21 protein-coding genes are annotated in these 25,786 nt (G+C 68.7%); 10 read left to right on the top strand and 11 right to left on the bottom strand.

Annotated features, from left to right (window positions below; all coding sequences use genetic code 11):
- Positions 1-10 precede the first annotated feature (10 nt).
- Positions 11-1,300, top strand: coding sequence for an EAL and HDOD domain-containing protein (locus PO605_RS12400; RefSeq protein WP_016447651.1), 1,290 nt, complete (start codon positions 11-13; stop codon positions 1,298-1,300).
- Between the two features lie 96 nt (positions 1,301-1,396).
- Here the strand turns inward: PO605_RS12400 and PO605_RS12395 are convergent, their stop codons facing one another.
- The 3 genes from PO605_RS12395 to PO605_RS12385 all read right to left on the bottom strand — a co-directional run bounded on the left by PO605_RS12395 (position 1,397) and on the right by PO605_RS12385 (position 4,549).
- A complete protein-coding gene (locus PO605_RS12395; RefSeq protein ID WP_016447652.1) occupies positions 1,397-2,395 on the bottom strand; it encodes a Bug family tripartite tricarboxylate transporter substrate binding protein in 999 nt (332 codons plus the stop codon).
- 131 nt (positions 2,396-2,526) lie between these two features.
- Positions 2,527-3,510 (bottom strand): site-specific tyrosine recombinase XerD, encoded by a 984-nt coding sequence (gene xerD / locus PO605_RS12390; RefSeq protein WP_052195886.1) that lies wholly within the window; start codon positions 3,508-3,510, stop codon positions 2,527-2,529.
- A gap of 76 nt (positions 3,511-3,586) precedes the next feature.
- Positions 3,587-4,549 carry a tripartite tricarboxylate transporter substrate binding protein BugE gene (locus PO605_RS12385; protein WP_016447654.1) on the bottom strand — a complete coding sequence of 321 codons (963 nt, stop codon included), beginning with the start codon at positions 4,547-4,549 and terminating at the stop codon, positions 3,587-3,589.
- A 327-nt stretch (positions 4,550-4,876) separates the two neighbouring features.
- Here PO605_RS12385 and PO605_RS12380 point away from each other — a divergent pair, with 327 nt between their 5' ends.
- Positions 4,877-5,785, top strand: coding sequence for an AEC family transporter (locus PO605_RS12380; protein WP_047474864.1), 909 nt, complete (start codon positions 4,877-4,879; stop codon positions 5,783-5,785).
- A 21-nt stretch (positions 5,786-5,806) separates the two neighbouring features.
- Here the strand turns inward: PO605_RS12380 and PO605_RS12375 are convergent, their stop codons facing one another.
- On the bottom strand, positions 5,807-6,700 hold the full coding sequence (locus PO605_RS12375; protein WP_047474865.1) for a LysR family transcriptional regulator: 894 nt from the start codon (positions 6,698-6,700) through the stop codon (positions 5,807-5,809).
- A 232-nt stretch (positions 6,701-6,932) separates the two neighbouring features.
- On the opposite strand from PO605_RS12375, the gene PO605_RS12370 reads away from it, so the two are divergent.
- Positions 6,933-8,321 carry a sodium:solute symporter gene (locus tag PO605_RS12370; protein ID WP_046240921.1) on the top strand — a complete coding sequence of 463 codons (1,389 nt, stop codon included), beginning with the start codon at positions 6,933-6,935 and terminating at the stop codon, positions 8,319-8,321.
- A gap of 14 nt (positions 8,322-8,335) precedes the next feature.
- Positions 8,336-9,406: an agmatinase gene (gene speB, locus PO605_RS12365; protein ID WP_047474867.1), complete on the top strand. Its 1,071-nt coding sequence runs from the start codon at positions 8,336-8,338 to the stop codon at positions 9,404-9,406.
- On the opposite strand, the gene PO605_RS12360 is transcribed toward speB, so the two are convergent.
- The 3 genes from PO605_RS12360 to queG form a co-directional block, all read right to left on the bottom strand.
- Positions 9,403-10,428 (bottom strand): helix-turn-helix transcriptional regulator, encoded by a 1,026-nt coding sequence (locus PO605_RS12360; RefSeq protein ID WP_197065202.1) that lies wholly within the window; start codon positions 10,426-10,428, stop codon positions 9,403-9,405. The two genes, speB and PO605_RS12360, sit on opposite strands and share 4 nt — an antisense overlap.
- A 224-nt stretch (positions 10,429-10,652) precedes the next feature.
- Positions 10,653-13,700 carry a diguanylate cyclase gene (locus PO605_RS12355; protein ID WP_047474870.1) on the bottom strand — a complete coding sequence of 1,016 codons (3,048 nt, stop codon included), beginning with the start codon at positions 13,698-13,700 and terminating at the stop codon, positions 10,653-10,655.
- A gap of 115 nt (positions 13,701-13,815) precedes the next feature.
- The gene (queG, locus tag PO605_RS12350) at positions 13,816-14,871 is read right to left on the bottom strand and encodes a tRNA epoxyqueuosine(34) reductase QueG (RefSeq protein ID WP_047474873.1); all 1,056 of its coding nucleotides are present in this window, start codon (positions 14,869-14,871) and stop codon (positions 13,816-13,818) included.
- A gap of 12 nt (positions 14,872-14,883) precedes the next feature.
- Here queG and tsaE point away from each other — a divergent pair, with 12 nt between their 5' ends.
- The 3 genes from tsaE (at position 14,884) to PO605_RS12335 (ending at position 17,340) form a co-directional block, all read left to right on the top strand.
- A complete protein-coding gene (gene tsaE, locus PO605_RS12345; RefSeq protein WP_047474875.1) occupies positions 14,884-15,411 on the top strand; it encodes a tRNA (adenosine(37)-N6)-threonylcarbamoyltransferase complex ATPase subunit type 1 TsaE in 528 nt (175 codons plus the stop codon).
- Positions 15,408-16,904 carry an N-acetylmuramoyl-L-alanine amidase gene (locus PO605_RS12340; RefSeq protein WP_272206527.1) on the top strand — a complete coding sequence of 499 codons (1,497 nt, stop codon included), beginning with the start codon at positions 15,408-15,410 and terminating at the stop codon, positions 16,902-16,904. Before tsaE ends, PO605_RS12340 begins: the two co-directional genes overlap by 4 nt.
- Before the next feature lie 211 nt (positions 16,905-17,115).
- Positions 17,116-17,340: a glycine zipper domain-containing protein gene (locus tag PO605_RS12335; protein ID WP_016447665.1), complete on the top strand. Its 225-nt coding sequence runs from the start codon at positions 17,116-17,118 to the stop codon at positions 17,338-17,340.
- An 85-nt stretch (positions 17,341-17,425) separates the two neighbouring features.
- On the opposite strand, the gene PO605_RS12330 is transcribed toward PO605_RS12335, so the two are convergent.
- Positions 17,426-18,076, bottom strand: coding sequence for a DedA family protein (locus PO605_RS12330; protein ID WP_016447666.1), 651 nt, complete (start codon positions 18,074-18,076; stop codon positions 17,426-17,428).
- A 273-nt stretch (positions 18,077-18,349) separates the two neighbouring features.
- Here PO605_RS12330 and PO605_RS12325 point away from each other — a divergent pair, with 273 nt between their 5' ends.
- Positions 18,350-18,640, top strand: a complete 291-nt coding sequence (locus tag PO605_RS12325) for a glycine zipper 2TM domain-containing protein (protein WP_013801089.1) — start codon at positions 18,350-18,352, stop codon at positions 18,638-18,640.
- 165 nt (positions 18,641-18,805) lie between these two features.
- Positions 18,806-20,851: a DNA mismatch repair endonuclease MutL gene (mutL, locus tag PO605_RS12320; protein WP_272206526.1), complete on the top strand. Its 2,046-nt coding sequence runs from the start codon at positions 18,806-18,808 to the stop codon at positions 20,849-20,851.
- Between the two features lie 16 nt (positions 20,852-20,867).
- Here the strand turns inward: mutL and PO605_RS12315 are convergent, their stop codons facing one another.
- On the bottom strand, positions 20,868-21,872 hold the full coding sequence (locus tag PO605_RS12315; protein WP_047473512.1) for a Bug family tripartite tricarboxylate transporter substrate binding protein: 1,005 nt from the start codon (positions 21,870-21,872) through the stop codon (positions 20,868-20,870).
- A 52-nt stretch (positions 21,873-21,924) separates the two neighbouring features.
- Positions 21,925-23,148, bottom strand: coding sequence for a M20 aminoacylase family protein (locus PO605_RS12310; RefSeq protein ID WP_047473509.1), 1,224 nt, complete (start codon positions 23,146-23,148; stop codon positions 21,925-21,927).
- A 114-nt stretch (positions 23,149-23,262) separates the two neighbouring features.
- Between PO605_RS12310 and PO605_RS12305 the strand changes: the two genes are divergently transcribed.
- On the top strand, positions 23,263-24,282 hold the full coding sequence (locus PO605_RS12305) for a LysR family transcriptional regulator (RefSeq protein ID WP_047473514.1): 1,020 nt from the start codon (positions 23,263-23,265) through the stop codon (positions 24,280-24,282).
- Positions 24,283-24,289: 7 nt separating this feature from the next.
- On the opposite strand, the gene PO605_RS12300 is transcribed toward PO605_RS12305, so the two are convergent.
- Positions 24,290-25,771, bottom strand: coding sequence for an efflux transporter outer membrane subunit (locus PO605_RS12300; RefSeq protein WP_272206525.1), 1,482 nt, complete (start codon positions 25,769-25,771; stop codon positions 24,290-24,292).
- Positions 25,772-25,786 lie beyond the last annotated feature (15 nt).

The raw sequence follows: 25,786 nt of genomic DNA, 5'->3' as shown, positions 1-25,786 counted from the left end.
CAGCTTCCAAATGACTACCAACGACAACTCCTCCGCTCCGCCGCCCCCCCTGCCAGCCGGGGTGGAGGACGGGCAGGTGGCCGTCATTGCGCGCCAGGCCATCGTCAACGAGGCGCGCGATGTCTTCGGCTATGAGCTTTTCGACCGCTCCACGGCCCAGCATGCGCACACGGCTGCCTCCGATGCCGCCCTGCTCTTCAACGCGCTGTCGTATGCGGGCGCCGAAGCGCTGGTGGGCAAGAAGACAGTCTTCATCAACTGCACGCATGACAGCCTGGCCGGCGGCCACCTGGAACTGATCCACCCCGACAAGGTGGTGCTGGAGGTGCCCACGCTGGGCGAGAACGCCACGGCTGCCGATATCGAGGAACGCCTGCCCACCTTCCAGGCCCTGCGCCAGCGCGGCTTCCGCCTGGCCTTCAACCAGCACCTGCTGCGCCGCGCCTATGCCAGCTGGCTGCCTGCGGCCGCCTTCATCAAGCTGGACATGCAGACCTTCGCACTGGCCGATGCCGAGACCCTGGTGAAGTTTGCGCGCGCCCATACCAACGCCCAGATCGTGGCCGAAAAGGTCGAGACCTCCGAGCAGTTCGAGCGCATGCGCGACCTGGGCGTGCGGCTGTTCCAGGGCTTCTGGTTCGCCCAGCCGCAACTCGTGCAGGCGCGCACCATCCGCCCCACGCAGGCCACCATCATCCAGCTGATCAATCTGGTGCGCCAGCAGGCCAGCACGGACGAGATCGAAGCCCTGCTCAAGAAGGATCCCACGCTGTCCTTCAACCTGCTGCGCTTCATCAACTCCTCGGGCTTCGGCCTGTCGTGCGAGATCACCTCGTTCCGCCACGCGGTGATGATCCTGGGCCTCAAGAAGCTGTTCCGCTGGGCGGCCCTGCTTTTGACCACTTCGCGCGCGGGCGGCACGCCGCCGGCCGTGGGCCAGACCGCCGTGGTGCGCGGGCGCCTGATGGAGTTGCTGACGGCCGAGCTGCTCTCGCCCGAGGAGTGCGACAACGCCTTCGTGGTCGGCGTGTTCTCGCTGCTGGACGTGATGCTGGGCCAGCCCATGGAAAAGGCGCTGGAGTCCATCGCCCTGCCCCAGCCCGTGATCGATGCGCTGGTGCACAACAAGGGCGTGTTCGCTCCCTTCCTGGAGCTGACGCGTGCCTGCGAAAGCGGCGATGACGAAGGCTTCGCGCGCGCAGCCAATGCACTGCAGCTGTCCAACCACCAGGTCAACTGGGCGCATCTGCAGGCCCTGGCCTGGGCCGACAATCTCACGGCGGACGAGCCCATGGCATAGGCGGGCCCCGCACATCCGGCACCAAAGATAAAGGGCTTGCGGCCATGACGGCTGCAAGCCCTTTTTGCATGGGCGCCGGTGGCGCCCTGCGCTCCATCAATTGAGCTTGATGCCGGCTGCGCGAATGATGCGCGCGTTGGACTGGGACTCGGCCTCGATCTGGCGTGCAAAGTCCTCGGCCTTGCCGCCCATGGCCACGTTGTCGGTGGCCTCCAGCTTGGCGCGCATGTCCGGCTGGGCCAGCACCTGGTTGATCTCGGCATTGAGCTTTTGCAGCACGGGCGCAGGCGTTCCAGCGGGCGCGAAGATGCCGAACACCGAGGTCATGTTGGCGCTCTTGTAGCCCAGTTCGGCCAGCGTGGGAACGCCGGGCAGCGACTCCAGGCGCTGGGGTGCGCCCACGGCCAGGGCCTTGAACTTGCCCGCCTTGATGTGCTGCAAAACGGCCGGGCCGGCATTGGTGGACAGCACTTCGAACTGCGCGCTCAGGCCGTCATTGAGCTGCTGCCCGCCGCCCTTGTAGGGAATGTGCGTGATCCGGACCTGCGAGGCATGCATGATCTGCTCGAGCATGATGTGGCCCAGCGAGGCCAGGCCGGCCGTGGCCCAGCGCACTTCGCCGGGCTGCGCCTTGGCCTGGGCCACCAGCGCATTGAAGTCGGCCGCCGTGGAGCGGGCCGTGCCCAGCAGCAGCACGGGCGAGTACATCACGCTGGTCACGGGCACCAGGTCGCGCTGCGGATCGAACAGGGGCTTGCCCAGGTGCGGGCTCAGCGTCAGCGGGCTGATGGAGGAAAAGCCCAGCGTGTAGCCATCGGGTGCGGCCTTGGCCACCAGGTCCAGGCCGATGGCGCCGCCGGCGCCGGCCTTGTTGTCCACCACCACGGGCTGGCCCAGGCGGGCGGCCAGCTTCTCGCCCAGGGCGCGGGCTACCACATCGCTGACGCCGCCGGCCGGGTAGGAAACCACCACGCGGATGGGCCGGCTGGGCCATGCCGCATCGGCAGCCGACGCAGACATCGGCAGGGCCGCGGCAGCCACCGTCGCCGCCAGCATGGAAGTCACCAGCACATGCCGGCGCAGGAAATCAGTCATCGAGAACTCCGCAGAAACACATCGAACACGGCGGTGATTGTTGTGCAAAGCACATATCCCCGAGGCGGGCTTTGCCACTTCGACGGTTTCAACGCCAGAAATAGGCAATCCGGCGAACCGACCACATCCAATCAACCACGCGGATGGTGCAAAGCGTGCAGGGCCTTGAGCCGCTCGCGCGCCACATGGGTGTAGATGGTGGTGGTGGAAATATCGGCATGGCCCAGCAGCATCTGCACCACGCGCAGGTCAGCGCCGTGGTTGAGCAAATGCGTGGCGAAGGCATGGCGCAGCGTGTGCGGCGACAGCGGTGCCGCAATGCCGGCCATCTGCGCACAGCGCTTGACGATGACCCAGAACATCACGCGGCTCATCGCAGCCCCTCGCTGGGTCACGAAGACCGCATCGCTGCGCTGCCCGCCCAGGATGGCGCCGCGTGCCGTGGCCAGATAGCGCTCCAGCCACCAATGTGCCTCCTGACCGAAAGGCACCAGTCTTTCCTTTTGCCCCTTGCCGGTCACGCGCAGCACGCCCGAGCGCAGATCGATGCCATGCATCGGCAGATCCACCAGCTCGCTCACGCGCAGGCCGCTGGCGTACATCAGCTCCAGCATGGCGCGGTCACGCAGGCCCAGCGGCGTATCGACATCGGGCGCCTTGAGCAGCGCCTCCACCTGAGCCTGCGTCAGCGTATGCGGCACGCGCGGCGGCTGCCGTGCCGCCAGCATGCGCACCGTGGGATCGGCCGCAATGCGCTGCTCGCGCAGCGCCCAGTGGTAGTAGCGGCGCAGCACCGTCAACCGCCGGTTGGAAGAACTGGCCTTGGTCTGCTCCACCCGCACCGCGAAATAGCCCTGCAGTTCCAGCTCGCCCGCCGCATCCAGCGCCAGCGGCGGCCGCTGGTGCGCCAGCCACCGGCCCCAGGCCATCAGATCGCGGCGGTAGGCCGCCAGCGTATTGCGCGACAGCCCGTCCTCCAGCAGCAGCGCATCCATGAACAGGTCCAGCGCATCCAGGCTGGCCGGCAGCGGCGCGGGCCAGGATGCAGGATCGGCAGCAGGTTCGGCTTCGGCAGCCGAGGGGGACACGATGGAAGCGGCGGGCACTTGGGACATCCCATCAAGCCTACAACGAAAAAACCCGAGGTCCGCAAGGAACCTCGGGCTCTGATCCAACCGCTCAGGGCGGTGCTTACTCCAGCGTGAGTTTTTGCTGGGCAACCACCTTCTTGTAGGTCTCGTACTCTTCCTTGATCTGCTTGGCGAACTCTTCAGGCGAGTTGCCGATGACCAGGGAGCCCGTGTCCTCGATGCGCTTGCGCACGGCCGGGTCCTGCAGCACCTTGCGCACGGCGGCGTTGATCTTGTCCACCACGTCCTTGGGCATGTTCTTGGGGCCCAGGATGCCGTAGTAGGCCATGCGGTTCACCGGCTCCAGGCCCACTTCCTTGAAGGTGGGCACATTGGGCAGCACGGCCAGGCGCTGGGGCGCGGCCACCACGATGGGCACCAGGCGGTTGTCCTTGATGAACGGCAGGGCCGAGGGCAGGTTGTCCAGCACCATGGGCACCTGGCCCGCCACCACGTCGTTGAGCGCAGGGCCCGCGCCGCGGTAGGGGATGTGGGTGACGAAGGTGTTGGTCAGGCTCTTGTACAGCTCCATCAGCATGTGCTGGATGCCGCCCGTGCCCGAGGACGCATAGGAGTACTTGCCCTGGGACTTCTTGAGTTCGGCCTCGAAGCTCTTGTAGTCCTTGGCGGGGAACTTGGGGTTCACCGCGATCACGTTGGGCGTGGCCGCCACGTTGATGATGGGCGTGAAGTCCGTCAGCGTGTTGTAGGAGATCTTGGGATTGATCGCGGGGTTGGTCGCCGTGGTCGAGACCGTGGCGATGCCCAGGCTGTAGCCATCGGGCTGCGAGCGCGCGGTTTCCATGGCGCCGATGACGCCACCGCCGCCGCCGCGGTTGTCCACCACCACGGGCTGGCCCAGTTCCTTGGTCAGGGGTTCGGCGATCACGCGGGCGATGATGTCGGTCGTGCCACCGGGGGCGAAGGGCACCACCAGCTTGATCGGCTTGGTGGGGTAGGCCTGGGCCAGGGCTCCGGTGCTTGCGAGGACCAGGGTCAGTCCCATCCAGCTGCGACGATTCATACAGGATCTCCTTTTGGGGGTCGTGTTGACGAAGAGGTTTTCATGGACATCCGCAAGGCCGTGCCTGCGGATGGATGGTCTGCGAAATGAAGGCTCGCAAACGCTGCCACGGAACAGCCATGTTGGGGCCTGGAGCCCGCTGCGCGCTTGACGGTCGTCAGGACCTGCGCTTTCGGATCGGCTGTGTGGACCCCAGCGATGCTAAGGCCCGGGGCCCGGTTGTCACAGTTTGTCGCAGCACTGATTTCCCGGTGTTTACCCCTAGCCTCGCGCCATGGTTTCTCGGGAGACGCGGCGACTGCGGGGTTGCGCTTATGCTCAGCCCCCGTGAACTACGCCGTGCTGCTCTTCCCCGATTTTTCGCTCATCGTGCTTGGCTACGTGCTGTGCCGTTTCACACAGCTCAACCGCACGGTCTGGCAGGCGGTGGAGGCGCTGGTGTACTACCTGCTGTTCCCCGTGCTGCTGTTCCACTCCATCGTCAAGAGCCCGGTGGACTGGGGTGCCACCTCCCACTTGCTGGCCGCTGGCGTGTGTGCGGCCCTGGTCGGCATCGGCCTGGCCTACAGCCTGCCCTGGTGGCCGGGCCTGCGCGGCCGCATCGATGTGCGCGAGCATGCCGGCGCCGTGCAGGTGGCGTTTCGCTTCAACTCCTTCATCGGCCTGGCGCTGGCCAGCCGGCTGGCGGGGCCTGAGGGCCTGCTGTTCGTCTCGGTGCTGATCGGCGTGAGCGTGCCGCTGTGCAATATCGCGGCCGTCTGGCCCATGGCGCGCGGCAGCAACCAGCATTTCCTGGGGCAACTGGTGCGCAATCCGCTGATCGTGGGCACGCTGTCGGGCCTGGTGTTCAGCGCGCTGGGGCTGAAGCTGCCCGCGCTGATCGAGCCTTCGATCTCCCGCATAGGCGCAGCCTCCATCGCGCTGGGCCTGATGTCGGCCGGCGCCGGCATGCAGTTCGGCGCGCTGGCCGCCGGCAAGCTGCTGGCCGTGTGCCTGCTGGCCGTGCGGCATCTGGTGCAGCCGCTGATCGCCTATGCCATGGTGCGGGCATTTGGCCTCAGCGGTGCGCAGGCCCTGATCCTCATGGCCTTCTCGGCCCTGCCCACCGCATCGTCGTGCTATGTGCTGGCCGCGCGCATGGGCTACAACGGCTCATATGTTGCGGGGCTGGTCACGCTGTCCACGCTGCTGGGCGTGCTCAGCCTGCCGTTTGCGCTGAGCCTGCTGCAGTTCTGATGCCGCTGGGCCGCGGCTCCCCTACAGCACGGCACGCATGTCGTCCGTGAAGGCGGCCGTGATGTCGTCCTGGCGTGCGCGCTTCCTGGCCACCAGGGTGATGTCCACGTCATAGCTGAAGAGGGATTCGTCCAGCGCATGCAGCAGGCCGGCAGCCACATAGGGCGCCGCGTAGTGCTCGGGCAGGTAGCCCAGGTGGGCACCTGACAGGATGAGGATGGCGGCCGCCTCCATGTTGTCCGCCTCCGAGGTGACATGGCGCGGGCGCCCCGTCAGCGGCGCCTGCGGCAGCGGATAGGTGCGCCAGGTCCAGTCGGCTTCGCCCGCCTCCTGCGCGCCGATGCGGCCCGCGCGCGCGGCAAAGGGATGGCTGGCGCTGCAATAGGCCACCTGCCTTTCGCTGAACAGCCGCGTGTATTCCAGCGCCGGGGCGCGGTGCAGGAAATAGCCCACGGCGACCTGCAGCTCATCGCGCAGCAGCATTTCCTCCAGCTCGCGCGGCCCGCGCACCAGCACCGACAGCCGCACGGCCTCGTCGCGCTGGCGAAAGCGCTGTATGGCCCGCCCCATCAACGCGTTGTATTCCGTGGGTGCATTGCCGATCAGGCCGATGGCCAGGCTGCCGACCAGCTGCCGGTGCATGTTGCGCGCCTGCGCGCTGAATCCTTCCAGGCCCTGCAGCGCAGCGCGGGCCAGGTCGACGAAGCGCCGGCCCTTGGCCGTCAGGCGAAAGCCGCCGCGCCCGCGCTCGCACAGGCTGAACCCCAGGCGTGTCTCCAGCGTGGACAGCTGGCTGCTGAGCGTGGACTGCCCCACGCCAAGAATGGCCTGCGCAGCCGATACACCGCCCGCGTCGACGATGGCCAGAAAAACGCGCAGCAGCCGCAGGTCGAGATCTGAAACGGTATGGAGCATGGGGTTTTCACTCAGCAAAGATCGATGTTCATCGATGTTTGTAGATGGAACTTGAAATGGATGCAAGCCCGGCTGCTGTCTAGCATTCACGGCTGTTGCGGCGCGCTTCGGTTCACCGGAGCACGCCGCCAGCGCAGAACAAGAGGGGCGGTCCGTGACATTCACTTGCGTGAATACCGCTGTTTCAGAAGGACCCTGCACACGGGGTCGGAACAAAAAGGGGAGAGAGACCATGGTGCTTGATATCTCGGTGGTAGTGATCTACGCGGCAGCCATGCTGCTGCTGGGCTGGTACGGCATGCGCCGCGCGAAGACGCAGGAGGATTTTCTCGTGGCGGGCCGCAACCTCGGGCCGGGCCTGTACATGGGCACCATGGCTGCCACGGTGATCGGCGGGGCCAGCACGGTGGGCACGGTACGCCTGGGCTACGTGTACGGCATCTCGGGCTTGTGGTTGTGCGCGGCTCTGGGTGCGGGCCTGCTGGTGCTGAACCTGTTCCTGGCCAAGCCCCTGCTCAGGCTGCGCATCTGCACCGTGACCCAGGTGCTGGAGCGGCGCTACAGCGCCCGCACCCAACAGGCCAGCGCACTGGTGATGCTGGCCTATGCGCTGATGCTGGCGGCCACGTCGGTGATCGCCATCGGCACCGTGATGCAGGTGCTGTTCGACCTGCCTCTGTGGATCTCCATCCTGGTGGGCGGTGGCGTCGTGGTCATCTACTCGGCCGTGGGCGGCATGTGGTCGCTGACGCTGACGGACATCGTGCAGTTCGTGATCAAGACCGCGGGCCTGATGCTGATCCTGCTGCCCATCTGCCTGTACCGCGTGGGCGGCTGGGACCAGCTGGTTGCACGGCTGCCTGCGTCCAGCTTCGATGTCACACACATCGGCTGGGACACCATCGCCACCTACTTCGTCATCTATTTCTTCGGAATCATGATCGGCCAGGACGTGTGGCAGCGCGTGTTCACGGCCCGCAGCGAACGCGTGGCCGCCGTGGCGGGCAGCCTCGCCGGCCTGTACTGCGTGGTCTACGGGCTGGTCGGCGCCCTGGTGGGCATGGCGGCGCGGGTGCTGCTGCCGGAACTGGACAACCCCAACAACGCCTTTGCCGCCATCGTGCAGGCCAGCCTGCCGGACGGCGTCCGCGGCCTGGTGATCGCTGCCGCGCTGGCCGCCATGATGTCCACCGCCAGCGCGGCCATGCTGGCGGGCTCCACCGTGCTGGCCGAAGACCTCGTGCCCCTGCTGCGGCAAGGCAAGCCGCTGGCCGATGTGCGCTGGCACCGGCTGCTGACGCTGCTGGTGGGCCTTGCCGTGCTCGGCATCGCCCTGGTGGTGGACGACGTGCTCAATGCCCTGACCACCGCCTACAACCTGCTCGTGGGCGGCATGCTGGTGCCGCTGATCGGCGCCATCTACTGGCGCCGGGCCACCACGGCGGGCGCCATTGCCAGCATGCTGCTGGGCTGCGCCACGGCAGTGGTCTTCATGGTCCGCGACGGATTGGCCGCCAACACGCCGATCTACGCCAGCCTGGCCATGAGCACGGCCAGTTTCATCCTCATCAGCCTGGCGCAGCGCTCGCAGCAGCGCTCCCTGTCGGGCATCCAATCCTGAACCAAGGGACACCCATGACCCTCTTTACTGCAGACAGGCTGGCCGCGCTGCGTGCGCGCTTCGGCGGAGACAACGAGTCCGTCATCCACGATCCGCATTTCCGCACCGTGGCCGCCCACATCATCGACGCCAGCGGCACGCGCAGCGCACCCTACGCAGGCATTCCCACGCTGCTGGATGCCCCCATGCACCCCATGGACTGGAGCCGCCCGGACTTCGGCGAACTGCAGGCCGCGCTGATCGGCGTGCCCATGGACCTGGGCATCAGCAACCGCAGCGGCTGCCGCTTCGGGCCCAGGGCGCTGCGCTCGATAGAGCGCGTGGGCCCCTACAACCATGTACTCAGATCCGCGCCCACGCGCGAGCTGCGCGTGGCGGACATCGGCGACGTGCCGCTGTCCAGCCGCTACAGCCTGGAGCAGTCGCACCGCGACATAGAGTCGGCCTTCGCGAAGATCCATGCGGCCGGCGTGATTCCGCTGTCTGCGGGCGGAGACCACTCCATCACCCTGCCCATACTGCGCGCGCTGGGCCGCGACCGGCCACTGGCCCTGGTCCACTTCGATGCCCACTGCGATACTGGCGGCCCCTTCGACGGCAGCCGCTTCCACCACGGCGGCCCCTTTCGCCAGGCCGTGCTGGATGGCGTGCTCGACCCCACGCGGACCATCCAGATCGGCATACGCGGCGCGGCCGAATATCTCTGGGAGTTCTCCTACGAGTCGGGCATGACGGTGATCCACGCAGAGGACCTTCCCGCGCTGGGCGTGGACGGCGTCATTGCCCGCGCACGCGAGGTGGTGGGCGATGCGCCCGTCTACGTCTCCTTCGACGTCGACTGCCTGGACCCGGCCTTTGCGCCCGGCACGGGCACGCCCGAGGTGGGAGGCCTGACGGTGCGCGAAGCCCAGGCCATGGTACGCGGCCTGGCCGGCATCCACATCGTGGGCGGTGACGTGGTCGAGGTCTCGCCCGCCTACGACGCCACCACCAACACCGCCCATGCGGGCGCGCAGATGCTGTTCGAAATCCTCAGCCTGATCTGCGCACGCCACGCTGACCGAGGCGCCGCAAGCCCTGTCTAGGTGCCCGCCCCGTCCCCGTGCCAGGTGGACGGCCCCATGCCCTCCGCCCCCGGCTCACGCAGCAGCTCCAGCGGCGTGCTGCCGTAGCGTGCCCTGAAGCGCCGGGAAAAATGCGCGAGCGAGTTGAAGCCGCAGCGCTGCGAGATTTCCGTGACGCCCAGCGTTCCCGGCTTCGCTGCGCGCAGCAGCGCATGGGCGCGCTCCAGTCGATAGTCCATGAGTTCGGCGCTGAGGCTGGTGCCTTCGCGCGACAGCCGCGATTGCAGCGAGCGCACGGAAAGTCCCAGCCTCGATGCCACGCGCTCCGGCCCCAGCGCCGGGTCCGGATATTGGCGGGCGATCAATTGGCGCACCCGGCACAACAGCACGTGCATGGGCGCGTCAGGCCGGGCTGCAGCCCTTTCGGCCCCGGCCTGCAGCACGGTCTTCAAGGTGTTGATGACCAGATCGGACAGCTGCGCGGACTCGCCCTCGGGCAGGGGCGCCTGCCATGCATGGATCAGTTGCATCTGCTGGACGAGCAGCTGCAACGACGCGCAGTCAGGCAGGCTGCGTGCCAGCAGTTGCGAAGCCATGCCTGCGCACGAATCGATCAGCGCCAGCGGCACGGCCAGCACGAGCAGGTCCACGGCTTCGTCCTGCCAGATGCGGTAGCCGCACCGCTCGTCCAACAGGAACAGTTGGCCGGGCTGCGCATGCGACTCGCCGCCCGCAACCGCCGCGCCCGGCCCATCGAGCGCAGACACCCGGGCGCGACCCTTGAGGTAGAGCAGGCACAGCAGGCTGGCCGGGCTCGCGCGCTGGCAACCCGCCTGCAGGCGCTGCATACCGTGGCCCGCCGCCATCTGGATGCGGTTGAACACCACCGCGCCCACGCCACGCGATGTGAGCACGGCCTCGAAGCGCTCGGGCCGCGCCACCAGGGGCGTGTGCGGCATCTGCGCCTCACGGCTGGCATCGCTCCAGAATTGCGCTCGCCCCAGGGGGGCGACATGCATCGTGGACCACCGGTTGTATGTCATACATTCCTCGCCCGGCGCGCAGCGCGCGGCCTGTTTTTGTGAGGGGCTGTGCGGGGAAGTCGATCGCGCCCCGGGGACTCGGGCAGACGGACCGACGACAGGGCCACGCGGCAGCATGAACCCTGGATTTTCGGGATTCCGGCGCCATCAGGCCATTGGACCATTCTGAAAATCGGCAGTCGACCGGGATGAATTCCTAGGCCGTTGCGCCGAAGCGGCCCGGATCACCGCGCGATGGCAGGCAGCCGCTCGCTCCACAGCGTGGACTGGTTGCGGCCGTTGCGCTTGGAGTAGTACAGCGCGGCGTCGGCACGCTCCAGGCAGCCCTGGGCCGAGGCATCGCTGCGCTGCAGCTCGTACACGCCCAGGCTGATGGTGATGCGCAGGTCGCCGGCCAGGCCCGCATCGATGGCGCGCGCGGCAACGGTTTCGCGCAGGCTTTCGGCGCGGCGCAGGCCCACCTCGGCATCGGTGTCGGACAGCAGCACGGCAAACTCCTCGCCGCCCAGCCGGCCCACCATGTCTTCCTTGCGCATTTCCTGCGCCACCGAGGCCAGCAGCTCCTTGAGCACGATATCGCCCACCGCATGGCCGTAGCCGTCGTTCACCTGCTTGAAGTGGTCTATGTCCAGCATGATCAGCGTGGAATGCGCGACCAGGCCGCTGCGCAGATGGTCCAGCTCCATCGCCAGCCGCTCCAGGAAGGCGCGGCGGTTGGGAATGCCCGTCAGCGCATCGGTCAGCGCCAGCGTTTCCAGCTGGGATTCGCGCTGCTGCCTCTCCGTCGCATCGTGGAAGACCCAGCAGTGGCCGATGGAGCGATCACCGTCGCGCAGCTGCATGCCCTCGATCTCCACATAGTGGTCGTCGGGCAGCGCATGCAGGGACCGGCCAGCCACGGGCCCCGCGCTGAGCACGCCAGCCACCGAAGGCGGCAGCAGCTGGATCAGCGCCGGCATGCCCAGCCCCACCAGGGCGGCAGGCGCCATGTCCAGCCGCAGCGCGGCCGCCAGCATGCGGTTGGCGGCCAGCACCTGGCGGCCCTGGGCGTCGGTGACCAGAATGCCGGCGGGAAAGCGGTCGATGATGGCCTCCAGCCGGTGCTGGGTCTCGGCCAACGCGGTCTCGGCGCGCCGGCGCGCGTCGGTATCGATCATGGTCCAGATGACGCGGCCGTCGTCCTCGTCGGGGTCCAGCAGCGAGCCCTGCATGTCGAACCAGTGGCCCGAGCCCGAAGGCATGCGCAAAATCCATTCCGTGCGCACCGTGCCGCGTGCGTTGAGCTGTCCGTAGAGCTGGCCGAAGCGCTCGGAGCTCTCGTCGCTGACATGCAGGGAGCGAAAGTTCACGCCGCCGGGCAGCCGGTCTGTCTCGATCTCGAAGGTCTGCACCGCGCGCTCGTTGGCATAGAGGATTTCGCGCTGGGGACCGGCCATGACGATCAGGGCGCTTCCCCGGTCCAGCAAGGCCTTGATGAGCCGGGACTGCTCCACGCGCTGCTGTATGTCGGTGTGCGTGCCCAGCATGCGCACGGGCTTGCCGTCGGCATCGCGCTGGGTGATTTCGCCGCGCGACTCCACCCACAGCCAGCTGTCGGCCGAGCTACGCAGCCGCATCTCCACGCGGAAATCGGCCCCGGCCTCGGCATGGCGCTGCAGCCGCGCCAGCATCCGCGCCCTGTCCGAGGGATGGACCATCGCGCAGAAGGCGTCATAGTTCATGGGGAACTGCGCGGCCTCGAAGCCCAGCATCTGGTAGCAGCGGGCATCCCATTCCACATGGCCGCTGCGGCAGTCCCACTGCCACAGGCCGTCGCGCACGGCGCCCACGGTCAGGCGCAGGCGTTCCTCGCTGTGGCGTATGGATTCCTGCATGGCCTGGTCCTGCGTCACATCGTGCACATAGCCATGCCACAGCAGGGAGCCGTCTTCCTCCTGCTGCGGCCGGGCGTGACCATGCAGCCAGCGCAGCTCGCCTGCAGGGCCGTAGACGCGGTACTTGTGCTCCCAGACACCCTTGCTGCCCACGCTGGCCTGCACCGAGGCCGCCAGGGCCGGCAAATCCTCGGGGTGGACCCGCTTGAGCAGTTCATGGTCGGCAAACCGGGCGGCATCGGCCTTGGCGCCATGCAGTTCGAAGAATCCGGGGCTGGTGAAAGGGAACCGGAACTGTCCATCCGCGCCTATGCGGAACTGGAACAGCCCGCCCGGCACCTCCTGCGCCAGCCGCGCAAAGCGCCGCTCACCCTGCAGCCGCATGCGCTCGCTGAGCTGGCGCTGGCGCGCCAGCCACAGCGTCAGCAGCATGCCCAGCAGCAGCACGGCCGTGCCTATGCCGTTGCGCAGCAGGCCGCGCTCCAGCGATGCCTCCAGCGACTCGAAGATGGCTTCCTTGTCCAGCCCTGCACTGACGATCAGCGGATAGCCCTCCACCCGGCTCCAGGCATACATGCGCTGCACGCCATCGACGGACGATTCGGCCTCGTAGGTGCCGCGCTCCAGGGCCGGTGCGAACCGCGCCACGCGCACATCGGAGACCGAGCGGCCCATCACCTGCTCCTGCCCCTGCGAACGCGCCAGGTAGGCTCCATCGGTGCGCAGCAGCAGGATGACGTCGTTGGCGCCATCGAAGATGGACTGGAAATAGCGCGAGATGTATTCGGGCGACAGCGACAGCACCAGCACGCCCGAGAACTGCCCCTGGCGGTACAGCGCGCGGCTCAGCTGTATGGTCCATTTGTGGGAGACACGCCCCTGTACGGGGCGGCCGATGAACATGCCCATGTTCTCGCGGTTGGCATGCACCTGGAAATGCTCGCGGTCCCGGATGGAGACCTTGGCAGCCCGCGTCTGCACCTCCTGCTGGAGGTTGGAATACACGATGTCCCCGTTCTCGTCGGCCACGGCGATCTGCAGGAAGGTGCCGGCCGGGTAGGCGTCGAACGTGGTCTGCACGGCACGCCGGAACCCGTCGACATCGCCATCGGCAAAGTCGGACTCCAGCCCGCGCATGGTGTAGTCCAGGCCGGACAGCAGGGTCTGCACCTGCACCGACACCGCATGCGACATTTGCCCCACCCGCAGCCAGGACTGGGACTCGGTAAAGCTGCGCTGCGTGCGGTGGCTGTCCACCAGCACCGTCCAGTACGCCACCGTGGCCAGCAGCACGCAGCACAGGCCCACCCAGACGGCCACAGTGGTCTGGGTCAGCGGTTCTGCGTTCAGCAGGCGGGACAGGCTGCGGGGAGGCTTTGCGCGCATATCAAACATCATGTTGAGTCACACAGGCCCCGCGCCTTCAAGGGCAGTGGCCCGCAACAGGCCGCCGGGGGGCACTCCGACAGAGCGCAACAATTGTTTCACACACAAGCGCCCTGGTCTTATCAGCTCAATCCGATCTTTGCGACAGCGCCCAGGCCACGTGCTCGCGCACCAGGGCGTCCGGATGTTCGGCGCGGCTGGCCAGCGCCTGCTGCAATGCCGCGTTGCCGGTTTCACGCCAGGCATTGCCCAGCGCCACGGCCACATTGCGCAGCCAGCGCGCATGGCCTATGCGCCGGATGGGACTGCCTTCGGTCAGGCGCAGAAAGGTCGGCTCGTCCCAGGCAAAGAAGTGCACCAGCTGCCCGCCGGACAGGGCCTCGCGCGCATCGAAGTCAGGCAGGCGGCTGGGCTGGGCGAACTTGTTCCAGGGGCAGGCCAGCTGGCAGTCGTCGCAGCCATAGATGCGATTGGCCATCAGCGGCCGCAGCTCCTCGGGAATGGCGCCCGCGTGCTCGATGGTCAGATAGGAGATGCAGCGCCGCGCGTCCACCCTGTGCGGCGCCACGATGGCGCCCGTGGGGCAGGCCGTGATGCAGGCTGCGCAACTGCCGCAGTGCGCGGTCACCGGCGCCGTGGGCTCCAGCGCCAGATCCACATAGATCTCGCCCAGGAAGAACATGGAGCCTGCCTCGCGGTTGAGCACCAGCGTGTGCTTGCCACGCCAGCCCTGGCCGCTGCGCCGGGCCAGCTCGGCCTCCAGCACGGGAGCGGAATCGGTGAAGGCGCGGTGGCCGAAGGGGCCGACCTCCTGGGCGATGCGCTCTGCCAGCTTCTGCAGCCGGTTGCGCAGCACCTTGTGGTAGTCACGGCCCCGGGCATAGACGGAGACGATGCCCTCGGCGGGCCGCTGCAGCCTCTCCCACTCCATGGCCTGCCAGGCGCCGGGCGCGTCGGCGGGCGTGTCGCGCGGCAGGTAGTCCATGCGGGCCGTGATCACGCTCACGGTGCCTGGCACCAGCTCGGCAGGCCGCGCGCGGCGCAGTCCGTGGGCCTGCATATAGTCCATCTCGCCATGGAACCCCTGGGCCAGCCACTGCATCAAACCCGGCTCCGCAGACGACAAATCCACGCCAGCCACGCCAATTTGGGAAAATCCCAGTTCGCGGGCCCAGCCTTGCATCAAAGGAACCAATTGACTGCTGCACAACATACTCCCTCGATTGTAGAAAGCGCCCGGCCGCAGGATGCGGAAACTGCGGGCCATCGCTGGATATGGAGCAGCGAGGAAGACACGCAGCGGTTTGCGCAGCAGCTCGCGGACCATCCGGCGCTGCGCAATGCCTACGTCACGCTGCACGGCGACCTGGGCGCCGGCAAGACCACGCTGGTGCGGCACTGGCTGCGCGCACTGGGCGTGCAGGGCCGCATCAAAAGCCCCACCTATGCCGTGGTGGAGCCGCATGAGGCGCCGGGCCTGTCCATCTGGCATTTCGACTTCTACCGCTTCGACGATCCGCGCGAGTGGGAGGATGCAGGATTTCGCGATATTTTCGCCAGCCCCGGTCTCAAGCTGGCAGAATGGCCCGAAAAGGCCGCAGCGCTTACGCCTGCGGCAGATATAGCTATTCATATCGAAGCAATCGACGAGACGCAGCGCCAGGTGAGCCTGATCGCCGGCACGCCCGTCGGCCGCGCCGTGATCCAAGCACTCAAGGCATGAGCGACGCCCAACCCTTCTCCTATCCGTCCGGCCTGTCGCGCCGCAACCTGCTGCAGGCGGGCTCCATCGTGCTGCTGCTGGGCCGCCAGCACATTGCGCACGGCGCCACCATCGTGGCCGTGCGCGTCTGGCCTGCGCCAGAGTACACGCGCGTGACCATCGAGTCCGACCGGCCGCTGGCTGCCAAGCAGTTCTTCGTGGACCAGCCGCCTCGGCTGGCCGTGGACATCGAAGGCATCGACCTCAATCCCGCGCTGCGCGAGCTGGTCGCCAAGGTGCGCTCCGACGACCCCAACATCGCATCCATCCGCGTGGGCCAGAACTCGCCCAGCGTGGTGCGCCTGGTGATCGATCTCAAGCAGCCCGCCAAGCCCCAGGTCTTCACCCTGCAGCCGGTGGCGGCCTACAAGCACCGGCTGGTGTTCGACCTGTACCCGGCCAAGGCCGTGGACCCGCTGGAGGCGCTGATCAGCGAGCGCCTGCGTGATGCCTCCGGCGACGACACCGCCGTGGCGTCGGCACCTCCACCACCTCCTGCACCCGCAATGCCCCGCCCCCCAGGCGCCGCGGCGCCGGCCCCCGACCCCCTGGGCGATCTGATCGCCCAGCACAGCGGCGGCACGGGCGGCAAGACGCCTGCGCCGCCGCCTGCCGTGATCGCGCAGGCGCCGGCTCCCGCGGCTGCGCCGCGTCCTCCTGCCCCAGCGCCTGCACCCGTTCCGGCCCCTGCCCCCATTGCCGCGCCCAACATCGCCACCTCGCGCCAGACCGACCGCATCATCATCGTGGCGCTGGACCCGGGCCACGGCGGCGAGGACCCCGGCGCCACCGGCCCCAGCGGCACGCGCGAGAAGGATGTGGTGCTCAAGATCGCCCACCTGCTGCGCGACCGCATCAACAACACCCGCATCGGCGGCAGCCCCATGCGCGCCTTCATGACGCGCGACGCCGACTTCTTCGTGCCGCTGGCCACCCGCGTCGAGAAAGCCCGGCGCGTTCAGGCCGACCTTTTCATCAGCATCCATGCCGATGCCTTCACAACGCCGGCCGCGCGTGGCGCCAGCGTCTTTGCGCTCAGCGACAAGGGCGCCTCCAGCACGGCCGCGCGCTGGCTGGCCAACAAGGAAAACCAGTCCGACCTCGTGGGCGGGCTGAACATGGGCTCGCAGGACCAGCACGTGCAGCGCATGCTGCTGGACATGAGCACCACGGCCCAGATCAAGGACAGCCTCAAGCTCGGCGGCGCCCTGCTGGGCGAGATCGGCAACATGGCCAAGCTGCACAAGCCGCGCGTGGAGCAGGCCGGCTTTGCCGTGCTCAAGGCGCCCGACATCCCCAGCGTGCTGGTGGAGACCGCCTTCATCAGCAACCCCGAGGAAGAAGCCCGGCTGCGCAGCAGCGCCTACCAGGTGCAGCTGGCCGACGCGCTGATGCGCGGCATCCGCAACTACTTCGCGCACAACCCGCCGCTGGCCCGCAGCCGCTCCGTCTGAGCCGCGAGGGTTACCACAGGCACGGCGGCATGCCGTCCGCCGCCGCTGTCGGACAGGCAGGACCGGACGCTTCCAAACCGCCCGGCCCCAGCTCGGGCAACTCTCCTACCACGGCCGCAGGCCGTGAATGAGAGCATGCCAACATGTTCCACACAATGCTTGCGCCACCATCCATCCGCCGAAGCAACGCAGGCCACGACAGGAGATGAACATGAAGACACGCCTTTATTCCATTGCCGCCGCTGCCGCCATTGCCTTGTTCTCTGCCGGCTGTTCCACCAACCCCAGCAACGCCCAGATCGGTACCGGCGTCGGCGCCGTGGCCGGTGGTGTGGTGGGTGACGCACTGTTCGGCAGCACGCTGGGCACCGTGGGCGGCGCAGCCGCCGGCGCACTCATCGGCAACGAGGTGGGCAAGCGCAACGACCGCCGCTGACCGCTGCCGCCGCCGTTCGGCCACTGAACGAAAAAGCCCCTTGCGCCATCATGGCGCAAGGGGCTTTTTGCTGGGCGCTGAAGGCTCAGGAAGCCGTCTTGGGCGCGCGGCCCGCGCGCCATGCGCCGAAGATGGCGATCAGGCCCGGCACCAGGATCAGGCCCCAGATGATCTTCTCCAGGTTCTCGCGCACCCAGGGCAGGTTGCCGAAGAAATAGCCGGCGGCGCTGATGCCGAACACCCAGACAATGGCTCCGCCCACGTTGAATGCCGTGAACTTGCCCCGGTCCATGGCAGCCACACCGGCCACGAAGGGGGCAAAGGTGCGAATGAACGGCATGAAGCGCGCCAGCACGATGGTGATGCCGCCGTAGCGCTCGTAGAACGCATGGGCCTGGTCGAAGGCGCGGCGGTTGAACCAGCGCGAATCCTCCCACTGGAACACCTTGGGCCCTATGTAGCGGCCTATGGTGTAGTTGCACTGGTCGCCCAGCACGGCCGCCACCAGCAGCACGGTGCAGGCGATCGAATAGTCCATCAGCCCCACGCCGCACAGCGCGCCGACGATGAACAGCAGCGAGTCGCCGGGCAGAAAGGGCATGACCACCACGCCCGTCTCCACGAAGACGATGAGAAACAGCAGCGCATACACCCAGGGTCCATAGGCCACGACAAAGGCCTCCAGATGCTTGTCGATGTGCAGGATGAAGTCGATCAGGAACTGAATGATTTCCAAAAGAGAGTCCTCCGCGGCGGGCGCCGCACCGGCCCGTACTGTACTTCGCCGGCATGCCCCCACGGCCGAGCCGGAGCCGGTTACGCCATCGCACACACCGGCGCTTGCAGGAATCTACAAATGCTTGAAATCAAGCTTGTTTTGTTACACAACTTGATAAAACTCTACGAAAAACTCATGAGTGCGTCAGCTTTTTGCAGGCAAAGTGCTTCCATGCCGTCGGCAATGCCGGCCCGGCCTCACCACCATCGCCAAGACACAAGGAAGCAAGCCATGAACAAGACCCTTCGCACTTTCGCGCACAAGTCCGAACGCCAGTCCGGCTCCACGATGGGCCGCACCCTGGCCATCGCCGCCCTGCTGACCGGCGCGCTCGCGATGGGCGGCTGCGCCCACCGTCCCAACAACGCGCAACTGGGCACGGGCGTGGGTGCCGTGGCCGGTGGTGTGCTGGGCAGCGCGCTGTTCGGCACCACGCTGGGCACCGTGGGCGGCGCCGCGGCCGGTGCGCTGGTCGGCAACCAGATGGGCAGCAATAGCGACCGCGCAGGCCGCCGCCGCTGACCCTGCAGCCACCCTCATTCAAAGAGTGCCCCCGGCTCCGGCTTTTGTTGCCGGGGACGCCTCTTGGAGCCGCTTTCGCGGCTCCTTTTTTTTGAGGGTGCCGGCGCCGCACACCCCCATTCCCACAGCCCGCAAGCGGTGGATGCGAGCCCCTAGAATTGCCGCGTGAACGCATCCATCCCCTCCTCCGACACCCTCCCCCGCCGCCCCATCCGCGACCTGCCCGACGAGCTGATCAGCCAGATCGCGGCCGGCGAAGTCGTCGAGCGTCCTGCCTCGGTGGTGCGCGAACTCGTGGACAACGCACTGGATGCGGGCGCCCGCCAGATCAACGTGCGGCTGCTGGCCGGCGGCGTGCGGCTGATCTCGGTGGAGGACGACGGCGGCGGCATCCCGCGCGATGAGCTGCCCGTGGCATTGCGCCGCCATGCCACCAGCAAGATCACCGATCTGCACGACCTGGAGACCGTGGCCACCATGGGCTTTCGCGGCGAGGCGCTGGCGGCCATCTGCTCGGTGTCGGAGGCGTCCATCCTCTCGCGCCCTGCGGGCCAGGACTCGGCCTATCTGCTCGACGCGCGCAGCGGCGAGCTGCGCCCCGCCGCGCGCAACCAGGGCACGACGGTCGAGGTCAAGGAGCTGTTCTTCTCCACGCCGGCCCGCCGCAAATTCCTCAAGAGCGATGCCACGGAGCTGGCCCACTGCATAGAGTCCGTGCGCCGCCATGCCCTGGCCCGGCCCGACGTGGGCTTTGCCATCTGGCACGAAGGCAAGCTGGTCGAGCAGTGGCGTGCCGCCGGCAGCATGTCGGACGAAGCCCTTGCGCGCCGCCTGGGCGATGTGCTGGGCGACGCCTTCGTGCAGAACTCCGTGACCGTGGAGCACTGGTCGGGCGCCGTCCATGTCACGGGCCGCGCGGGCATTCCCGATGCGGCGCGCTCCCGTCCCGACCACCAGTTCTGCTACGTCAATGGCCGCTTCGTGCGCGACAAGGTGCTGACCCACGCCTCGCGCAGCGCCTACGAGGATGTTCTGCACGGCCACAAGCAGCCCGTGTATGCGCTGTATGTGGAGATCGACCCCGCGCGCGTGGACGTGAACGTGCACCCCACCAAGATCGAAGTACGCTTTCGCGACAGCCGCGAGGTGCACCAGGCCGTGCGCCACGCCATAGAGAACGCGCTGGCCGCACCGCGTGCCGCCGCAGCAGCCGCTGCGGCTGCCGAAGAGGCCGCACGCACGCCCGAGCTTGCGCCCGCCGCTGCGGCAGCGCCGGCCACGGCGCCCAAGGCATCCATGCCCGCCTGGCCCCAGGCCCGCATGAGCTTTGGCGATGAGCAAGGCGGCCACAAGGTCAGCAATATGGCGGGGCTGTGGGCCCCCATGCGCGAGTCCGCAGCCGCAACGGTTGCAAGTCCGGCCCAGGCCTTGGCCGCCGAGCAGCCAGCCGTGCTCGCCGTACCCGCTGTGCCCACTGCTGCCCTGGCCCCCGTCAGCTACGCGCCCCCGGCTTACGCGCCGGCCGTCCAGTCCCCGACTGTTGCCGTTGCCGAGCCTGCTCCTGCGGATTTCTCTGCGCCCCGCACATCATCCGCAGCGGCCCCGGCAGCGTCCGACGAGCCCGTCTGGCCCCTGGGCCGCGCCGTCGCCCAGATCCACGGCGTCTACATCCTGGCCGAGAATGCCCAGGGCATGGTCGTGGTGGACATGCATGCGGCGCACGAGCGCATCGTCTACGAGCAGCTCAAGAATGCCGTCAATACGGCAGAACAGATCCCCAGCCAGCCGCTGCTGATTCCCGCCACCTTCGCCGCCACGCCCGAGGAAGTGGCCACGGCCGAGGCCCATGGCGACACGCTGCAGGCGCTGGGCATGGAAGTCTCGCCCTTCTCTCCCAAGACCCTGGCCGTGCGTGCCGTGCCCGCCACCCTGGCCCAGGGCGATGCCGTGGAGCTGGCGCGCAGCGTGCTGGCCGAGCTGGCCCAGCACGACGCCAGCACCGTGGTGCAGCGCGCGCGCAATGAGATCCTGGCCACCATGGCCTGCCACGGCGCCGTGCGCGCCAACCGCCGCCTCACGCTGGACGAGATGAACGCCCTGCTGCGCCAGATGGAAGTCACCGAACGCTCCGACCAATGCAACCACGGCCGCCCCACCTGGCGGCAGATGAGCATGAAGGAGCTGGACGCGCTGTTCCTGCGCGGCCGGTAAACCGCCCCGGCAACACTCAGTCACGCATTTTTGCGAAGGCCGCGAGTTGCTCGTACTTGCGGTCTTCCTCGGCGATCAGGCGCGCCAGGTCCTCGCGGCCCGTGGCCGGCACCATGCCGGCATCTTCCAGGCGCTTGCGCACGGCGGGCTCGGCCAGCGCCTCCTGCAGCGCAGCGGTGATGCGCTGGGCCGTGTCCGCAGGCAGGGCGCGCGGCGCCATCAGCGCAAACCAGCCCACCAATTCATAGCCGCGCAGCGGCGCCAGCTCGGCCATGGCCGGAACCTGGGGCAAGGCGGACAGGCGCTGCGCGCTGGTGACCGCCAGCGGCACGATGCGCCCGCTCTGCAGGAACGGTTGCGCCGCCGTGGGCGAGAGCACGGCCAGGTCCAGGCTGCCGCCCGCCAGGTCGCTGGTCAGCGGCGCCACGCCGCGGTAGGGCACATGGGCGATGGAGATGCCCGCGCGCTGGTTGAGCAGCTCTCCCGCGAAATGCAGGGTCGATCCCACGCCCGAGCTGCCGTAGCTGAGCTTGCCGGGCTGGCGCTTCGCCAGCTCCAGCAGCTCGGCCAGGGTCTTCACGCCCAGGCCGGGGCGTGCGGCCAGGATCAGCGGGCTGGTGGCCACCAGGCCCAGCGGCGTGAAATCGCGGCGCCCGTCATAGCGCTGCGCGGGGTTGACGATGCGCGTGGCCACCAGCTCGTTGCTGGCCCCCACCAGCAGCGTGTAGCCATCGGCCGGTGCCGAGGCCACGCGCTGGGCCGCAATGGCGCCGGCCGCCCCGCCCACGTTGTCCACCACCACCGTGCCGCGCAGCCGCGCGGCCAGCCCATCCCCCACCACGCGGGCGGCCAGGTCCACCGAACCACCGGCCGGGTATCCGACGACCAGCTTCAAGGGCTTGGAGGGGAAGCTGCCCTGAGCAGCGGCCGGCAGGACCAGCCCCAGCGCGGCCGCGCCCAGGAGGCTGCGGCGGCTCAGGACCTGGCGGGCCTCGGAGGAGAGAGGAAATGCAGTGCGCATGGTGGCAATCGCAGGTGAAGTCGTGAAAGGAATCCGGTGCGGGCGCGGCGCCTCAGGCGGCGGACAGAAAGCGCCGGGCCAGCTTCACCCAGTAGGTGGCAGCCAGCGGCAGGATGCGGTCGTTGAAGTCGTAGCCGGGGTTGTGGACCATGCAGCCGCCCGTGCCATGGGTGTCGCCCACGCCGTTGCCCACGATCAGGTAGCTGCCCGGGCATTGTTCGAGCATGAAGGAGAAGTCCTCGCTGCCCGTCAGCGGCTGCAGGCCGGGGATCAGCGCCTGCTCGCCCAGCCAGTCGCGCGCCACCTCGCGGGCGAAGGCCGTGCTGGCCGCATCGTTGACCAGGGCCGGATAGCGCCAGCGGTAGTCCACCACGGCCTCGGCCCCCAGCGTGGCGGCCTGGGCATGGGCCAGCGCGGTGATGCGTTCGCGCAGCAGGGCACGCACCTCGGGCCGGTAGGCGCGCACGGACAGGCGCAGCTCCACCTCGCCAGGGATCACGTTGGGCGCATCGCCGCCATGGATGGCGCCCACGCTGACCACGGCCATGTCGCGGGGATCGACATTGCGCGAGACCACCGTCTGCAGCGCCAGCACCAGGTGGGCCGCCGCCACCACCGGGTCGGCCGACAGGTGCGGGGCCGAGCCATGGCCGCCCTTGCCGCGCACGGTGATGATCACCGTGTCCGACGAGGCCATGAACGAGCCCTCGCGAAAGCCGAACTGCCCCTCGGCAAAGCCCGGCATGTTGTGCAGCGCAAAGATGGCATCGCAGGGGAAGCGCTCGAACAGGCCGTCCTCCACCATCTTGCGGCCGCCGCCCAGGCCCTCCTCGGCCGGCTGGAAGATCAGGTGCAGCGTGCCGTCGAAGCCGCGTGCCTGGGCCAGCTCCCGCGCGGCGGCCAGCAGGATGGCGGTATGGCCGTCGTGCCCGCAGGCATGCATGCGGCCCGCATGGCGGCTGGCGTAGGGCAGGCCGGTCTGCTCGTGGATGGGCAGCGCATCCATATCGGCGCGCAGGCCCAGGCGCCGCGTGCCCGTACCGCAGCGCAGCGTGCCGACCACGCCCGTGCCTCCCAGGCCCCGGCGCACTTCGTAGCCCCAGGAGGCCAGGCGCTCGGCCACCAAGTCGCTGGTGGCGAACTCCTCGAAGGCCAGCTCGGGATGGGCATGCAGGTGATGGCGCAGGGCCACCATCTCGGCCTGCGTGGCACGAATGCCGGCAAGCACCGGATCGGCGGCTTCGGCCGTGGTGGAAACGGGCGGGTCAATGTTCATGCCCGCAGTCTAGGAAGCGTGGGCAGCGGGCGGAAGACCGCCAGCGCCTGCCCTGCCAGGCATTGCCTGTCATCCCCTGAACACCTGCACGCGCCAATCACGGGCATGGCACACATGGCACGAAACCTGCAAGATCGGCCCATGAATTCCCAGCCCCACCCCGATGCCGGTCCCGCCATGAAGCTGCACCAGATGCGCTACCTCGTCGCAGTGGCCGGCTGCGGCAGCGTGCGCGCCGCGTCACGCGCGCTGGGCATCACCCAGTCGGCCATCACCCAGGCCCTGCGCGAACTGGAGGAAGGCCACCGCCTTGCGCTGTTCGAGCGCCAAAGCAGCGGCATCGTCCTCACGCCGGCCGGGCGCACGCTGCTGCGCCATGCCCAGCTGATCACCGGGCAGATGGCCCAGGCCGAGGATGAAATGGCCCGCCTGCGCGACACCTGCGCCGTGGCGCGCCTGTCCGTGGGCGTGACGCCCTGGGTGGGCCAGAGCCTGCTGCCCCATGTGCTGCGCGCCTTCCGCGCCGAACTGCCCCAGGTGCGGCTGGAGCTGTTCGAGGGCCTGTCGGCCGTGGCCCATCCGCGCCTGCGCGAAGGCACGCTGGACCTGCTGATCGGCCGCGTGCCCTCGGGCCCCTCGGGCGGCGACCTGCATGGCACGCCGCTGTTCCGCTACGACGCCACCGTCGTGGCCCGCACGGGCCATCCGCTGGCAGGCGCCCGCTCACTGGCCGAGCTGATGGACTGCGACTGGCTGCTCAACTACACGCCGCCTGAAGAAGACGACCTGGTGCGGCGCCTGTTCCTGCGCCACGGCCTGCCCGTGCCCGTGGGCCACATCCACCTGGTGCATTCGGCATCGCTGCTGCTGCACCTGATCGCGCACAGCGACATGCTCTCGTTGTGCCCCTGGCCGCTGATCGAATCGGGCGTGCCCCAGGGCACCCTGGTGCCGCTGTCCCTGCGCGAGCAGTTCGAGCCCCACACGGTGGGCGTGGTCCAGCGCGGCCACGGCCCCCTGCCCTGGGTGGCCGAGCGCTTCGTGCACCACCTCATGGAGCAGGTCCACGCCTGCCGCCACAGCCCGGACCCGGTGCTGCAGCGCGTGTTCCGCTCCATTGACGTGCTGGCCTGAGGGTGCCTCAGCGCAACGTGGCCTGGGCCACCGGCACGTTCGCCGATTCGCCGGCCGGCACGTCAGCCGGCACATCCCAGCCCCCGCCCAGCGCGCGGATCAGGCCCACGGCGGCCTGGTACTGCGCGGACTTCACCTGCAGCGCCTGGCGGCGGTTGCGCAGCTCGCTGCGGCGCGCATCCAGCAGGTCCAGCTGGCTGACGTAGCCATTGCGGTAGCGCGTGTCCGACAGGCTGGTGGCGCGCTGGGCGGCCACCACGGCCTGGCCCTGCACGGTGGACTGCTCCTGCAGGATGCGGATGGAAGACAGCTGGTCCTCCACCTCCTGGAAGGCCACCAGCGCCTGCTGGCGGTAGGCGGCCAGCGCGGCATCGAGCTGTGCGCCGGCAGCCTGCACGCCGGCCTCGCGCCGGCCGCCGTCGAACAGCGGCAGCGACAGCAGGGCGCCCACGCCCCAGGAGCGCATGGACCACTTGAACAGGTCACCGACCTCGGGCGAGGCGTGGCCGGCCGCGCCGGTCAGCGAGATGCTGGGGAACCATGCCGTCTTCGCCACGCCCACGCGCGACTGCGCGGCGAACACGGCGCGCTGCGCGGCCGAGATGTCGGGCCGGCGCATCAGCACCGTGGCCGGCACGCCGGCTGGGATGGCGGGCAGAGCCGTGGTCCAGGCGCCTTCGCCCAGGCCGAAGCGCGAGGCCGAGTCGCCCACCAGCACTGCCAACGCATGCTCGACCTGGGCGCGCTGGCGGTCCAGCGCCAGCGCGTCCGATTCGGTGGCCGACAGCTCGGCCTGGATGCGCGCCACGTCCAGTTCGGCAATGTCGCCGGCCTGCAGCCTTCGCTCCGACAGGCGCAGCGTGTCGCGGTAGGCCTCCACGGTCTCGCGCATCAGGGCGCGCTCGGCGTCCAGCGCGCGCAGCTGCAGATAGGTCTGCGCGACCTCGGCCTGCACGGCCAGCCGCGTGCTTTGCAGCAGGGCCTCGCGGCCCTCGGCGTCCAGCCGCGATGCGTCGGCCGCCTGGGAAATGCGGCCGAACAGATCGACCTCGTACGACAGGTTCAGTCCCGCATTGACCAGGGTGGCAGGCCGCGTGCCCGAGGCCTTGTCCAGCCCCGCGCCGCGCGTGGCCCCTGCGCCCAGGCCCAGTTGGGGCATGCGCTCGGCATTGGCGCTGCGCGCCAGGGCGCGGGCCTCGGCCAAGCGTGCGGCCGCGGCCTGGATGCTCTGGTTGTCCAGCGTGGCCTTGTCCACCAGCGCGTCCAGCGCCGGGTCGGCAAAGGCCAGCCACCATTGGCCGCGTGCCTGGGCTTCGACGGGCAGGGCCTGGGTCCAGCCCGCCTGCGGCGCGGCGCCCTGCTCCTTGAAGGCGGGGGCGGCCGGCAGCTCGGGCAGGCTCTGGGACACGCTGGCGCAGCCGGCCAGGGCCAGCGCCGCCACCAGGGGCAGCAGACGCCTGGACAGTTTCGAAAGCGATGGGATCTTCATGATCGGTTCCTGTTC

It is taken from the genome of Delftia sp. DT-2, from assembly GCF_028401915.1.
GTDB lineage: Bacteria > Pseudomonadota > Gammaproteobacteria > Burkholderiales > Burkholderiaceae_C > Comamonas > Comamonas tsuruhatensis.
This window is presented reverse-complemented; position numbering and strand designations above follow the sequence as displayed.

Bases quoted from the DNA above. Each gene is read 5' to 3' on its own strand.
- PO605_RS12400 (WP_016447651.1), top strand. From the start codon at position 11: ATGACTACCAACGACAACTCCTCCGCTCCGCCGCCCCCCCTGCCAGCC.
- PO605_RS12395 (WP_016447652.1), bottom strand. From the start codon at position 2,395: ATGACTGATTTCCTGCGCCGGCATGTGCTGGTGACTTCCATGCTGGCG.
- xerD (WP_052195886.1), bottom strand. From the start codon at position 3,510: ATGTCCCAAGTGCCCGCCGCTTCCATCGTGTCCCCCTCGGCTGCCGAA.
- PO605_RS12385 (WP_016447654.1), bottom strand. From the start codon at position 4,549: ATGAATCGTCGCAGCTGGATGGGACTGACCCTGGTCCTCGCAAGCACC.
- PO605_RS12375 (WP_047474865.1), bottom strand. From the start codon at position 6,700: ATGCTCCATACCGTTTCAGATCTCGACCTGCGGCTGCTGCGCGTTTTT.
- PO605_RS12370 (WP_046240921.1), top strand. From the start codon at position 6,933: ATGGTGCTTGATATCTCGGTGGTAGTGATCTACGCGGCAGCCATGCTG.
- speB (WP_047474867.1), top strand. From the start codon at position 8,336: ATGACCCTCTTTACTGCAGACAGGCTGGCCGCGCTGCGTGCGCGCTTC.
- PO605_RS12360 (WP_197065202.1), bottom strand. From the start codon at position 10,428: ATGACATACAACCGGTGGTCCACGATGCATGTCGCCCCCCTGGGGCGA.
- PO605_RS12355 (WP_047474870.1), bottom strand. From the start codon at position 13,700: ATGATGTTTGATATGCGCGCAAAGCCTCCCCGCAGCCTGTCCCGCCTG.
- queG (WP_047474873.1), bottom strand. From the start codon at position 14,871: ATGCAAGGCTGGGCCCGCGAACTGGGATTTTCCCAAATTGGCGTGGCT.
- PO605_RS12340 (WP_272206527.1), top strand. From the start codon at position 15,408: ATGAGCGACGCCCAACCCTTCTCCTATCCGTCCGGCCTGTCGCGCCGC.
- PO605_RS12335 (WP_016447665.1), top strand. From the start codon at position 17,116: ATGAAGACACGCCTTTATTCCATTGCCGCCGCTGCCGCCATTGCCTTG.
- PO605_RS12325 (WP_013801089.1), top strand. From the start codon at position 18,350: ATGAACAAGACCCTTCGCACTTTCGCGCACAAGTCCGAACGCCAGTCC.
- PO605_RS12315 (WP_047473512.1), bottom strand. From the start codon at position 21,872: ATGCGCACTGCATTTCCTCTCTCCTCCGAGGCCCGCCAGGTCCTGAGC.
- PO605_RS12310 (WP_047473509.1), bottom strand. From the start codon at position 23,148: ATGAACATTGACCCGCCCGTTTCCACCACGGCCGAAGCCGCCGATCCG.
- PO605_RS12305 (WP_047473514.1), top strand. From the start codon at position 23,263: ATGGCACGAAACCTGCAAGATCGGCCCATGAATTCCCAGCCCCACCCC.
- PO605_RS12300 (WP_272206525.1), bottom strand. From the start codon at position 25,771: ATGAAGATCCCATCGCTTTCGAAACTGTCCAGGCGTCTGCTGCCCCTG.